General features: G+C 75.7%; 9 protein-coding genes. All 9 read left to right on the plus strand.

Annotation, left to right across the window (positions count from 1 at the left end):
* The first annotated feature begins 403 nt into the window (after window positions 1–403).
* The 9 genes from DV20_RS44815 to DV20_RS11015 all read left to right on the plus strand — a co-directional run bounded on the left by DV20_RS44815 (window position 404) and on the right by DV20_RS11015 (window position 12,863).
* A complete protein-coding gene (locus DV20_RS44815; protein ID WP_043779066.1) occupies window positions 404–925 on the plus strand; it encodes a hypothetical protein in 522 nt (173 codons plus the stop codon).
* Window positions 922–1,377 (plus strand): GNAT family N-acetyltransferase, encoded by a 456-nt coding sequence (locus tag DV20_RS45465; RefSeq protein WP_051735888.1) that lies wholly within the window; start codon window positions 922–924, stop codon window positions 1,375–1,377. Before DV20_RS44815 ends, DV20_RS45465 begins: the two co-directional genes overlap by 4 nt.
* Complete coding sequence (locus DV20_RS45470; protein ID WP_043779071.1) at window positions 1,370–1,807, plus strand: hypothetical protein; 438 nt, start codon at window positions 1,370–1,372, stop codon at window positions 1,805–1,807. Before DV20_RS45465 ends, DV20_RS45470 begins: the two co-directional genes overlap by 8 nt.
* The gene (locus DV20_RS46125) at window positions 1,795–2,376 is read left to right on the plus strand and encodes a GNAT family N-acetyltransferase (protein ID WP_043779073.1); all 582 of its coding nucleotides are present in this window, start codon (window positions 1,795–1,797) and stop codon (window positions 2,374–2,376) included. The genes DV20_RS45470 and DV20_RS46125 overlap by 13 nt, the downstream gene beginning before the upstream one ends.
* Entirely contained in the window at window positions 2,373–5,543 is a 3,171-nt protein-coding gene (locus tag DV20_RS10995; protein ID WP_043779075.1) for a S41 family peptidase, read from the plus strand. Before DV20_RS46125 ends, DV20_RS10995 begins: the two co-directional genes overlap by 4 nt.
* Complete coding sequence (locus DV20_RS11000) at window positions 5,540–6,244, plus strand: 4'-phosphopantetheinyl transferase family protein (RefSeq protein WP_051735889.1); 705 nt, start codon at window positions 5,540–5,542, stop codon at window positions 6,242–6,244. The genes DV20_RS10995 and DV20_RS11000 overlap by 4 nt, the downstream gene beginning before the upstream one ends.
* Before the next feature lie 464 nt (window positions 6,245–6,708).
* Window positions 6,709–9,579: a type 2 lanthipeptide synthetase LanM family protein gene (locus tag DV20_RS11005; RefSeq protein ID WP_063607790.1), complete on the plus strand. Its 2,871-nt coding sequence runs from the start codon at window positions 6,709–6,711 to the stop codon at window positions 9,577–9,579.
* Between the two features lie 29 nt (window positions 9,580–9,608).
* Window positions 9,609–9,815, plus strand: a complete 207-nt coding sequence (locus DV20_RS11010; protein WP_152603670.1) for a hypothetical protein — start codon at window positions 9,609–9,611, stop codon at window positions 9,813–9,815.
* A gap of 111 nt (window positions 9,816–9,926) precedes the next feature.
* On the plus strand, window positions 9,927–12,863 hold the full coding sequence (locus DV20_RS11015; protein ID WP_043779078.1) for an ATP-binding protein: 2,937 nt from the start codon (window positions 9,927–9,929) through the stop codon (window positions 12,861–12,863).
* Window positions 12,864–13,021 lie beyond the last annotated feature (158 nt).

Raw genomic sequence — 13,021 nt, forward strand, 5'->3', positions numbered from 1 at the left:
TGCGGAGTTTTCCTTGACCCACAAGGGTTCGTCGGTGAATCTGGGTTGGCCCCACCGGGACCGGGTCCCGGATCCGCGGGGCGAATCCCACCGAAAAGAACCCAAGGAGCACTCATGTCGAAGGAAGCCTCGAAGGTCGCCAGCAAGGTCGCGTCGAAGGTCGCCAGCAAGGAGGCCGCCAAGGAGGCGTCCAAGGAGGCCTCGAAGGTCGCTTCCAAGGAGGCCTGACCTCCCGGCGGAGACGGCGGCCCCACCCGCGCCGCCGTCCCCGCCTGGGGCACTTTCCCGGGAAAGTGCCCGTCGTGTGGCCACCGCGGGCGCGGCACTTTCTCGTGAAAGTGCCGTTCCCGCGGCTGCCCCGCCGCCGGTTCCACCACCGCCAGCCAACTGCCCGGGAGGGGCCATGACCTCGATCGCGCCCGTCGCGCCGCCGGCCGAGCGTGCGCTGCCGCGCTGGTCGGCCCGCGCCTGCGGGGCCACCGACCGGGCGGCCGTGCTCGCCCTGTTCGCCGACCCCGGTTTCTTCTTCCGCACCGACCGCCCCGACACGCGGGCCGAGGGGGAGATCGACCGGCTCCTCGGCGACGACACCCGCGTGCTCTGCGCCGACGGCGACCCCATCGGCCTCTACGCGCTCGAGCACGAGGGCAGCGAGCACGGCTGCCACTACGTCCTGCACCTGCGCCTGCGCTCCGACGCCCCCACGCACTGGTGGCGCGAGGCCTACCGCGAGATCGTGCGGGCACTGCGGTGGCGGCACGAGCTGGTGCGGCTGTCGGTCCGGTTCCCCGAGTTCGACCCGGCGGGCCTCGCCTTCGCGCGGTCGGCCGGGCTCACCGAAGAAGGCACGCTCGCCGGCGTGACCACCCACGAAGGCCGCCGCCGCGGCACGGTCTTCTTCTCGCAGGTCTGGGCGGAGTCATGAAACTGCGCGGATACCGGGGCACCGACCACCCCTTGCTGAGCGGGCCGTGGCTCGCCGGCGAGCTGCTCGGGCTGCCCCTCGAAGACTGGCCCGCCCTGGCCGGCCCGGTCGAGGTGCCCCCGCCCACCGGGGACGACGAGGAGCTGTGCGTCACCGACGGCGCCTTCGTCCGCTACACGGCCATCGACTGGGTGCACCGGCGGGCCCGCGTCGAGATCGGCGTCCACCCCGGACTGTCCGATGTAGACGAACTGCTGGCCGCCGCCGTGACGCACGGGTTCGCCGGGCTCAACCTGCGCCGGCTGCACGGCTGGGTCACCCCGGCCGCCCGGCCCGGCTCGGCCGCGCTGGCCGCGGCCGGGTTCCGGTGCGAAGCGGTCGTCCCGGCCGCCACCTGGTTCGACGGCGCACCCGCCGCCCGCGAGATCTGGGGGACGATCCGCCATGACTGACCTGAGGCCGCTCTCGCCCGCCGAGGCCGTCCGGGGACTGCGCCGCGCCGGCGACGCCGCGCGCGGGTTCCTCGGCACCGACCCGGTCACCCAGAACGACGCGCTGCTCGTGCGTGAGCTCACCCGCCGCGAAGCCAAGGTGTACGCCGCGGGCGGCGCGCTGGTCGGCTGCGTGCCGAACCGGGCGCAGCCGCGCCAGGTCTACGTCTCCAGCACGTCCGCCGGGCCCGAGCCGGTGCGCGCGCTGCTCGGCCACCTGACCACCTACCAGCGGCGGACGTCGTTCGTCGCGCTGGTCGGGGCGGACGGCGCCGCCGCCTTCCTCGGAGCCGGGTTCGCCCGCGGCGGTGTCCTGCCCGGCCACCACTACGCCGGCCACGCGTTCCACGACGTGCTGGTCCTGGTGAAGGAGGAGCCATGCCGATCGTGACCGTCCGGCACTTCACCGAAGAGGACGTCCCGCTGCGCACGGAACTGCTGCGCGAGGCCCGGTTCACGGCCAACCTCACCGACTTCGCCGTCGGCTCGGACGACGACGGCCTGGCCGCCCGGCAGCTGCGCACCATCACCGAGGAGCAGCGCACCAAGCGGATCTTCACCGTGTGCGGCCCGCACGGCCGTGTCATGGGGTTCGCGTGGATCACCTCGATCGACTGGCGCGCGCAGCGCTGCGAGCTGTCCTTCGGCGTGCTGCCCCGCGATCGCGGGCTCGGCGCCTTCGCCGTCTACGCGGTGCACAAGCACCTGCGCGACGAGCTCAACATGCGCGTCATCGTCAACCAGGTGCTCACGCACAACACCATGTTCCTGTCCGCCGAAGCCCTCGAAGCCCAGCACCAGGTCCGGTGCGAACGGGATTCCTACACCGTCGGCGAATGGCGGACGGCCTGCTACTGGACCCTGTCCGACGAGGACGTCCAGCGGCACCAGGCGTCCGAAGAGCGCCGCCGCCGGGAGCTGGCCGAGCGGATCCGCGCGCGCATCGAGGCCCGGACGTGACCGGGCGGGCCGGATATCTGCGGACGCCCGCGATCTCCGGTGACACCCTCTACTTCGCGTGCGAGGACGACCTGTGGTCGGTCCCCGCCGCCGGCGGCCGGGCGCACCGCCTGACCGCGGGCCCCGGCGAAGCCCGGCGGCCCCGGATTTCCCCGGACGGCACGGAAATCGCGTTCGTCGGCACCTACGACGGCCCGGCCGAGGTGTACGTCATGCCCGCCGAGGGCGGCGCGCCCCGGCGGCTGACCCACCAGGCCGGCCGCTGCGTCACCGTCGGCTGGCACCCGCGGACCGGCGAGGTGCTCTACGCGACCGACGCCGAGCAGCCGTCCGGCTTCGGCGCGCGCCTGTTCTCGGTGGCCTCGTCCGGCGGCCCCGCGCGGCCGCTGCGGCTCGGCCCGGCCGACACGATCGCCTTCGGCGGCGGCGGTGGCGTGGTCGTCGGCCGCAACACCGCGGATCCCGCGCGGTGGAAGCGCTACCGCGGCGGCGGCACCGGCGAACTGTGGTACGCGGCGGACGAGGCCGGCCCGTTCACGCCGCTCGTGGCGCTGCCCGGGAACGTCGCCGACCCGTGCTGGGCGGGCGGCCGCGTCCACTTCATCAGCGACCACGAGGGCATCGGCAACGTCTACTCGTGCCGGCCCGACGGCACCGACCTGCGCTGCCACACCGACCACCACGACCACTACGCGCGCGGCCTCACCACCGACGGCACCCGGCTGGTCTACACCGCGGGCGCCCGGCTGCACCTGCTCGACGCCCGCGGCGCGCGGCCGGTGGCGGTGGACCTGGGCGGCGCGGCGCCGCAGCGCGGCCGCCGGTTCGCCCCGGCGGGCGAGTACCTCGACGGCGCGCGGCTGAGCCCCGACGGCACCCGGCTCGCGGTGACCGCCCGCGGCAAGGCGTTCACCTTCGCGCACTGGTCCGGGCCGGTCCGCGGCCACGGCAGTGCCGACGGCGTGCGCTACCGGCTGCTGCGCTGGCTGGCCGGCGGGCGGCAGCTGGTCGCCGTGGCCGCCGACGAAAGCCCGGACGAGCGGATCGTGCTGATGGACGCCGAGGGCGGCGAGGACGCCCCGGTGCTCGTGGCCGGCGGGGTCGGGCACATCACCGAGCTGACCGCCTCCCCCACGTCCGGGCTCGTCGCCTTCGCGACCAGCCGCCAGCGCGTGTGGATCGTGGACACCACCGACGTGCTCCCCCGGCCCCGGCTGCTGGACGCGAGCCGGCACGAGCGCATCGAGGACCTCGCGTGGTCGCCCGACGGGCGGTGGCTGGCCTACACGTTCCCGGAGTCGCCGCGCACGTCGTCGATCAAGCTGGCCGACACCGCGTCCGGGCGCACCCACCGGGTCACCGAGCCGGTCGTGCGGGACGCGCGCCCGGCGTTCGACCCGTCCGGGCGGTACCTGTACTTCCTCGGCCAGCGCGACCTCACGCCGGAACTCGACCAGGTGCAGTTCGACGTCGGGTTCCCGTTCGGCTCGCGGCCATACCTGGTCACGCTGCGGGACGGCGATCCCTCGCCGTTCGAGACGCGGGCCGCGGTGCCCGGACAGTCGCCGGCCGCCGCGCGCGGCGACGGCCGGGTGGAGGTCGACCTCGACGGGATTTCCCGGCGGGTGGCGGCGTTCCCCGTGCCCGAAGGCCGCTACAGCGACATCGCGGCGCTGCCCGGGAAGGTGCTGCTGCTGTCGGTGCCGCTCGCCGCGCCCGACCCGGCGCACCCGGACGCCGGCGGCGAGGGCACGGTGTCGCTGGTGGACCTGGGCACGGGCCGGGTCACCGCGGACTGCCTCGGCCCGGTCGACGAGCTGGAGGTGCGGGGCGACGTCGTGCTGCACCGCACCGACAGTCGGCTGCGGGTGCTGCGCGCCGGCGCCGCCGGCGACCCGCCCGACGGCGAAGAGGCGGGCCCGGCCACCGGCTGGGTCGACCTCGGGCGGGTCAAGGTCCCGTTCGACCCGTCCGCGGAGTGGCGGCAGATGTTCCGCGAGGCGTGGCGGCTGCAGCGCGAAGGCTATTGGGACGCGCGGATGTCCGGCCTCGACTGGGACGCGGTGTATGACCGGTACGCGCCGCTCGCGGAGCTGGTGTCGTGCCGAGCGGAGCTGTCGGACCTGATCTGGGAACTGCACGGCGAGCTCGGCACCTCGCACGCGTTCGAGCGCGGCGGCGAGTACCGCGCCGGGCCGGACGAGGCGCAGGGCTTCCTCGGCGTCGACTGGGACACCCCGCCCGACGGCTCGCAGTGGCGGATCGCGCGGATCCTGCGCGGCGACGCCTGGAACCCCAAGGCGGGGTCACCGTGCGCCCGGCTCGGCGCGGACATCCGCGCGGGGGACGCCGTGGTCGCGGTCAACGGCCGCCGGGTCGGCCCGCCGGGTCCGGGCGAGCTCCTGGTCGGGCAGGCCGACCGGGAGGTGGAGCTGACCGTGCGGCGCGCCGGCCGCGAGCACCGCGTGGTCGTGCGGGCGTGCGCGAGCGAGGCGCGGGCGCGGTACCTGGACTGGACCGAAGGCAACCGCGCGTACGTGCGGACGGTGTCGGGCGAGCGGCTGGGCTACCTGCACGTGCCCGACATGACCCGCGCCGGGTACGCCGACTTCGTCCGCGGGTACCTCACCGAGCTCGACCGCGACGGCCTGATCGTGGACGTCCGGTTCAACACCGGCGGCCACGTGTCGCCGCTGCTGCTCGACCGGCTCGCCCGCCGCCGCACCGGCACCGAGCACGGCCGCTGGAGCGGGACGGCGCCGTATCCCACGGAGTCGCCGCGCGGGCCGATGGCGACGCTGCTCAACGAGCACACCGGGTCCGACGGCGAGATCTTCGCCCACGTGTTCCGCGCGCTCGGGCTGGGCCCGCTGATCGGCAGGCGCAGCTGGGGCGGGGTGATCGCGACCTGGCCGCGCCACCGGCTGGTGGACGGGACGGTCACCACGCAGCCGGAGTTCCGCTACCGCTTCGGCGACGCGGGCGGTTCGCTGGAGAACCACGGCGTGGAGCCCGACCTGGCGGTGGTGCCGGCCCCGGACCGCCTCCTGCCGGGCGAGGACGACCAGCTGGCGGCGGCCGTCGCGCATCTGCTGGCGGAGCTGGGCTCGCCGTCGGACGAGCTGCCCGCGCCGCGCGCGGCCCTGCTGCTGCCGCAGGCGCCATGACGGGCCGGGTCGACGTCTGGCTGCTGCCGATCCACCCGAGACCGGAGTGGCTCGGGCTGCTCGACGACGCGGAGCGCACCCGCGCGGCCAGGCTGGCCGCGACCCCGGCGGGTGAGGTGTTCACGGCCTCCCGCGCGCTGCAGCGCCTGTGGGGCGGGGCCGTGCTCGGCGTGCCGCCCGCGGAGGTGGTGATCGACCGGTCCTGCGAGCACTGCGCCGACCCCGCCCACGGCCGGCCCCGCCTGCCCGGAGCACCGGAGTTTTCGGTATCCCACACGGGCCGGTGGCTGCTGCTGGCGACGGCGGAGACGGGCGTGATCGGAGCCGACATCGAGGACCCGGCCGCGGCCGCGGACCCGGCGGGACTGGCGGGAGTGGTTCTGTCGGCACCGGAACACCGGGAGTTCTCGGCGGCGGCCTCGGCGGAGCGGGCCGGTTTGCTGCTGACGGCGTGGACCCGCAAGGAGGCGGCGATGAAACTGGCGGGGCTCGGGCTCGCCGCGGCCCCGGCGCGGGTCGATGTGCGGAGCGCGGTCGCGCGGTCGGACGTGCCGGGCTGGCCGCGCGAGCGGGTGCACCTGCGGTCACTGGCAGCACCGGGCGGTCACGTGGCGGCGCTGGCGACGACGGTGGCCGTGCGGTCGGTGCGCCGGCGGGCGGTGGCGGAGCTCGGGAGACCGGCGATCGCGGGGTCGAGGTGACCGCGAGCGGCGGGCTTCCGGTAGCCACGAGACCCGGCGGCCGCGGAACTCGGGAAGCCCGCGATCACGGGGGTGAGGTGACCGCAGGCGGCGGGCTTCCGGCAACCGCAAGGCCCGGCAGCCGCGGCCGCGGAACTCGGGAAACCCGCGACCGCGGGGCCGAGGTGACCGCCGCCGGCAGGCTTCCAACAGCCGCGAGGCCCGGCAGCCGCGGCGGCGGAACCGCAGCCGAACAGGCTGCGGGCCTCCCCCACTCGGGCGTACCCGGCCGGGCGCCGCTCCGTGGTGGTCGCCACGATCGCCCCTGCCGGGGTTCACAGCCCTGACCTGGCCGTACTCCGCCCGTCCGGGACCGCGGGCGTTCGGGGGCGGGGGCTTTCCCGCCGCCGGCCGGAGCAGGGGGCGCCAATCTGGGTAGCGAGTACCCATGTACGCGCATCTCCCTGAATGCGAATCTCTTCGGCGTGAGCCAGACAGTAGAGCGTCCCGAGCAGGCCTCCCCCGAGGCACCGGCCTGGTGGACCGCCGCTCGCCTTCCCGGCGAGAGCGGGGGTGACCGGCCTGGCTGGGCGGTGCTCGCGGACGGGGTGCTGGCTTCCCTGCCCGCCGAAGGTGACTGGCCCGCTCCTGTCGATGCCGATGACCACCGCGTCTTCCGCCACGCCGTGCTTCCCTTCCTCGCCGCCGCCCGGGCGCTGCTGCTCCGGCGTGAGCCCGCCGCGGAGCGCGTCTGGGCCGGGGTCGAAACCTGGCTCTGCGGGCAGCTCACCGCCCTCGCGGCCCGCACCTTCGTGCTGGAACTTCACTCCGCCAAGAAGGCCGGCCTGCTGCGCGGCGCCACCGGGCGGGACCGCTTCGTCGACTTCCTGCGCCTGCTCGGCAGCCGCGGCTGCCTCACCGACGTCCTGGGCCGCCACCCGGTGCTGGCCCGGCTGCTCGCCCAGACCTGCCTGCGCACCACCGACGCCGTCGCCGAGCTGCTCGGGCGGTTCGCCGCGGACCGGGCCGCCCTGCGCTCCGGGCTGCTGGCGGGCAGCGCCGCCGACCTGAGCGAGCTGACCCTCGGGGCGGGTGACGTGCACTCCGGCGGCCGGGCGGTCGCCGTGCTCGGGTTCGCCGACGGGCGGCAGCTGGTCTACAAGCCGCGGCCGCTGGGGCTGCTCGCGCGGTGGGGCGATCTGCTGCGGTGGTTCGCGCAGGCGCGGCCCGGGCTCGCGCCGCGGCCGGTGGGCGTGCTGGCCCGCGACGGCTACGGCTGGACCGAGTTCGTCCCCGCGCGGCCGTGCGCCGACCAGGCCGGCGTCGAGCTGTTCTACCGCCGCCAAGGCGCGCTGCTGGCCCTGCTCTACGCGCTCGACGCCACCGACATGCACTGCGAGAACCTCATCGCGTGCGGCGACCAGCCGATGCTGGTGGACGTCGAGACGCTGTTCCACCCCGCCTTCACCGCACTGACCCGCAACGGGCCCGACCCCGCCGCCGCCGCGCTGCACCGCTCGGTGGCGCGCACCGCGCTGCTGCCCACGTTGCTGCTCGGCGAGCACGGCGCGCTCGACGTCTCGGCGTTCGGCGGCGGCAACGGCGAGCAGAGCCCCGGCGAGGTGCCGCACTGGACCGGCGCCGGGACCGACGACATGCGCCTGGCCCGCGGCCCGCGCCCCTACGCCGGCGGCGCGAACCGCCCGGTGCTCGCCGGGGCCGAGATCGACGCCGGGATGTACCGCCAGAGCCTGCTGAGCGGGTTCCGCGCCGCCTACGAATCCTTGGTCGACCGCCGGAACGAGCTGCTCGGTGGTGCACTGGCCGGGTTCGCGGGCGAGGAGATCCGCCTGGTGATGCGCCCGACACAGGTCTACGCGACGCTGCTGACCGACGCCACGCACCCGGCCCACCTCGCCGCGGGCCCCACCCGGCCCGAGGCGTTCGCCTCGCTCGCCGAAGACCACGGGAAGGCCCACCTGCCCGCGCTCGTGCCCCACGAGATCGCCGAGCTCTGCGACGGCGACGTGCCGGTGTTCACCGCCGCCGCGGGCTCGGTCGACGTCACCACCGGGACCGGCGCGGTGCTGCCCGGCCTGCTCGCCGCGAGCGGCCTCGCCCAGGCCCGCGCGAAGATCGCGCAGCTGTGCGCCGAAGACCTGCGCGAGCAGGAGTGGTTCGTGGAGGCCACGCTCGCCACCCGCCGCCCGGAGGTCCGCCACGGCGCGGGCACGCCGCTGCCCGGCGCGGTCGCCGCCGTCGTGCCCGACAGCCAGCACCTGCTCGCGCTGGCCTCCGCGATCGGCGACGACCTCGTCGCCCGCGCCGCCCACGACGACGTGCGGGCCAACTGGGTCGGCCTGGAACTGCTCGACGGACGGCACTGGCTGGTGCTGCCGATGGGCGCCGGGCTCGCCGAGGGCTACTGCGGCACCGCGCTGTTCCTGGCCCAGCTGGGCGCGCTGACCGGCACTTCCCGCTACTCCGAACTGGCCGCGAAGGCCGTGCGCACGCTGCCGGTGCTCGTCGAGGTGCTCGCCGAGCACCCCGAACTGGCGCGCGAAGTCGGCTCCGGCGGGTTCTTCGGCCTCGGCGGGATCTGTTACGCCCTCGCCCGGCTGGCCTCCCTTCTCGGGGACGGCTCCCTCGCCGCCTGCCTGCCCGCCGCGATCGCCGCGACGGCCGCCGCCGACGCGGCCGCGCCCGCCGGCGTCGGCGAAGGCACCGCGGGCGCCCTCGCGGCGATGCACGCCGTGCACGCGGAAAGCGGGCGGCCCGAAGCGGCCGCGCTGGCCGCCACGCTCGCCCGGCGGCTCGCCGCGGCCCCGCGCCCCACCGCCCCCGGCTTCCTCTGGGGCGCGGCCGGCGTCGACTGGGCGCTCGGCCGCGGCGGCCGGACCGCGGGGGAACCCCTGGACGGCGATCCGGACGGCGACCTGGGCTGGTGCTCGGGCCTGGCCGGGCGGGTCCTCGCCGCGGCCGCCGCTCCGGCGCAGGCCGGGCCACCGTCCGGCACCGCCGCCCGCGCGGCGGACGCGTTCTCGGCCGCGGTGGCCGCCCGGCCGCCGTCGACCGACCAATCGCTCTGCCACGGCGAACTCGGCACCTTGGAAACGCTCGTGGTGCTGGCCGGGCAGGGCCACGAACCGTCGGTCTCCGCGTTGCGGAGGGCGGCTTCGCGCCTCGTGGGCGCAGTGGAAGGGCACGGGCTCCAATGCGGTACTCCGCACGGAGTAGCGAGTCCCGGTCTGCTGACCGGAACCGGGGGTATCGGTTTCGGGTTGTTGCGGGTCGGTTTCGCCGAACAGGTTCCGTCGGTTCTGCTCCTCGAACCGTCGGAACGTCCCCGGAAATAACCGCGAAACACCTCATCACGGGAGTGAACATGCGCAACGACACCAACGCCGGCGAATTCGACGCGACCCCCGCCGGCGCGGAGGCGGACAGCCCGCTCGGCGACGCCACGCCCGGTGCCAAGACGAAGATCGGTGTCCGGGCGGGGATTCTCGCCGGGCTGACCCTCGGCGTCGCCAGTGCCGCGGTGGTCACGATGGACATCAGCACCGTGGTGAGCAACCACACGCACGCGTGACGTGCTCGCGACGGCACAAAGCGTGACAACAACCCGGAGTTTGCCGTCCGAACAGTGGAATCTCCACGCGAAGAACACCGAATTCGTGAGTCCGGTCTCTAAGGTTGGCGCATGCGCACCCGTGCCCCCGCTCTCGTCGGCCGAGGAACGGAGATCGAAGAGATCGGCCGGGTGTTGCAGGACGCTCGCCGCTCTTCGGGATCGGCCGTGTTCGTCACCGGGGAACCCGGGATCGGCAAGACCCGGCTGGCCGCCGAGGCGGTCGGCCACGCACTGGAGGCGGGACTGGTGGTGCTGCGCGGCCGCGGCAGCACGACCGGGCCCGCCGTGCCGTTCCGGGCGCTCACCGAAGCCCTGCTCTCCCTGGCCCGCACCGGCGGCCGCGAGCTCGTCGAACAGCTCGGGCCGTACCGGTCGGTGCTGGGCAGGCTGATCCCGGACTGGGCCGCCGGCGCCGACACCGCGGGCGACTCCTCGCTGGTGGTACTCGCCGAGGCGACCCTGCGGCTCACCGGCCTGGCCGGGGCGGGCCGCGGCTGCCTCTTCGTCGTCGACGACCTCCAGGACGCCGACGTGGAAACCCTCGCCGTGGTGGAGTACCTGGCCGCCAACGTCCGCACGCAGCCGGTGGTCGTGCTGGCCACGCTGCGCGCCGAACCCTCGCCCGCGCTCGAGGCGGCCCACGCCGTCACCCGGCGCGGCGAGGGTCTCCTCATGCCGCTGGACAGCCTCGGGCCCGCCGAGGTGCGGGACGTCGTGGCGTCTTCGCTCGGCGCCGAGCCGGGCCAGGTGTCCGCCGACGTGGCCGAGCGCCTGTTCGCCGACAGTGCGGGCAACCCCCTGGTCGTCGAGGAACTGCTGCACAGCATGGTGGCGGCGGGCGAGCTGGTGAACGGCGCGGCGGGCTGGCGGTTCACCGGCCACGGCCGCAGCGCCGTGCCCTCCACGCTCGTCACGATCATCACCCGCCGCGCCGACCGCCTCGGCGAACGCGGCAAGCAGCTGCTCGCCATCGCCGCGGTGCTGGGCCGCCGGTTCCCGCTTTCGGTGGTGCAGCGGGTGAGCGAGCTGGACGACCACAGCCTGTTCGGCCACCTGCAGTCCGCCGTCGCCGCCCAGCTGCTCACCGCGGACGAGCGCGGCGAAGACTGGTACGCCTTCCGCCACCCGCTCACCGCCGAAGCGCTGCTGACCCTGCTCAACCCGGCCGAACGGGTGGCGCTGTCGGCGAAGGCGGCCGACGCCGTGGCCGAGCTGCACCCCGACCTGCCGGGCGAGCTGTGCAGCCTGGCCGCGTCGCTGCGGCTGGGCGCCGGGGACCGCTGGGCCGCCGCCGACCTCTACCGCGAGGCCGCCCAGCGCGCACTGGGCGAAGGCGCGCCCGGATCGGCGATCGCCGTGCTGGAGCACGCCGTGAACCTGCTCGGCGACGACGCCGGCCGCGGTGGCGAACAGTCCGGCCGCTACCGGGACCTGCTGGAGCTGCTGCTGTTCGCGCTGGCGGAGGCGGGGCAGTTCGACCGGGCGGTGAAGGTCGCCCGCTCGCTGCGGCCCGCCGACGGCCGTGACCCCGCGCGCCAGATCCGCGTGCACGTCCGCCTGGCGTGGGCGGCCCAGGTCGCCGGCCGCTGGGCGGAGGGCTTCGAGCAGGTCGCCGCGGCCCGGGCGCTGCTGCCCGGGACGGGGCTGGACGAGGAGGCGGTGGCGGTGGACGCCGTCGACGCGTACCTGTCGATGTCCGGCCCGGCCCCCGACCGCGTGCGCCGCAGCGAAGAGCTGGGCCGCCGCGCGGTCGCCGGCGCCGAGCGCATCGGCTCACCCTCGACGGCATGCCAGGCGCTCTACGCGGTCGGGTTCGTCGTGCGGGAACGGGACATGGCCGAGTCCGACGAGTGCTTCCGCCGGATGCTCGACAGCGCCGCCGAGCACGGGCTGACGAACTGGCGCAACTACGCGCTGGTCGGCCTCGGCGGCAACGCCTGGCTGGCGGAAGCGGACCCCTCCGGGCTGGAGACCGCGCGCGCCGAGGCGCTGCGCACCGGCGGGATCAGCCTGGCCTACAACGCCGATGCCGTGCTGGGCCTGCACGCCGTGCTGTGCGGCCGGTTCGCCGAGGCCGAACAACGGCTCGACGCCTGCTACGCGGAGGCCTCGCGGATCCAGCTGTACGCCGTCAGCCGGTACGTGCAGATGGCGCAGGCAGTGCTGGCGGGCCACCGCGGCGACCGCCGGGCGATGGAGACCGCCCTCGGCGACTTCCGGCGCGGCGGCGGTGACGCGGGCCCCGAGGCCCCACTGGCGCGCGGCCTGGCGCAGGTCTTCTGCTCGCTGCTGGAGGAGGACCGCGAGACCGCGCGCGCCGAGCTGGAGACGCTGGCCGCCGACCAGGCGCGACAGCAGAGCACCTTCCACCTCGCCGGCACCCACGGCCTGAAGCTGCTGCTCGACGTCATCGCCGGCGACGCGACCTGGGACGACCACCGGCGCGTCGCCGCCGGGGCCACCGGCGGGATGCGCTGGAACCGCCAGTTCGTGCTGCTGGCCGAGGCGGTGCTGCACGGCCGCGACCACGCGCCCGACGCGGCCGCCGCGGCGATGCGGCGCGCGGCGCAGGCGGCCGCGCCGTTCGGCGTCGCCCGCCCGCTGGGCCTGCGCCTGACCGCGGAGGCCGCCGTCGACGACGGCTGGGGCGAGCCCGCGGACTGGCTGCGCGAAGCCGAAAGCCGGTTCCACGGCGCGGACGTGATCCCGGTGGCCAGCGCGTGCCGCGCCCTGCTGCGCCGGGCCGGCGCGTCGGTGCAGCAGCGCCGCACGGGCACCGAGCGGGTGCCCGAAAGCCTGCGCGCGATCGGCGTCACCCTGCGGGAGTACGAGGTCTTCGAGCTGCTGGCGTTCCGGCTCAGCAACAAGGCGCTGGCGGCGCGCCTGCACATTTCCCCGCGCACGGTGGAAAAGCACGTGGCGGCCCTGCTGATGAAGACCTCGGTCCGCGACCGCGCCGAGCTGGCCCGGTTCGCGGCCGGGCATGCGTCGGCCTCGGAGGTCTGACGGCGGACCGGTCGACGCGAAGCGGGCGCCGGCAGGGCGTCCTCCGTGGACGGATCAACGGGTGGCGCCGGCCCTCCCCTTCCGGCGCCCCGGACCCGCGTGGTGTGCGCCCCCGGTGCGGACACCACTACGGGTGCCGCGTACCGGGTGCACGCCGC

The organism is Amycolatopsis rifamycinica, from assembly GCF_000695625.1.
GTDB classification, from domain to species: domain Bacteria; phylum Actinomycetota; class Actinomycetes; order Mycobacteriales; family Pseudonocardiaceae; genus Amycolatopsis; species Amycolatopsis rifamycinica.

Excerpts from the sequence above, each read along its gene's own strand:
- DV20_RS46125 (WP_043779073.1), top strand. The coding sequence starts at position 1,795 with ATGCCGATCGTGACCGTCCGGCACTTCACCGAAGAGGACGTCCCGCTG.
- DV20_RS45465 (WP_051735888.1), top strand. The coding sequence starts at position 922 with ATGAAACTGCGCGGATACCGGGGCACCGACCACCCCTTGCTGAGCGGG.
- DV20_RS11010 (WP_152603670.1), top strand. The coding sequence starts at position 9,609 with ATGCGCAACGACACCAACGCCGGCGAATTCGACGCGACCCCCGCCGGC.
- DV20_RS44815 (WP_043779066.1), top strand. The coding sequence starts at position 404 with ATGACCTCGATCGCGCCCGTCGCGCCGCCGGCCGAGCGTGCGCTGCCG.
- DV20_RS11000 (WP_051735889.1), top strand. The coding sequence starts at position 5,540 with ATGACGGGCCGGGTCGACGTCTGGCTGCTGCCGATCCACCCGAGACCG.
- DV20_RS11015 (WP_043779078.1), top strand. The coding sequence starts at position 9,927 with ATGCGCACCCGTGCCCCCGCTCTCGTCGGCCGAGGAACGGAGATCGAA.
- DV20_RS45470 (WP_043779071.1), top strand. The coding sequence starts at position 1,370 with ATGACTGACCTGAGGCCGCTCTCGCCCGCCGAGGCCGTCCGGGGACTG.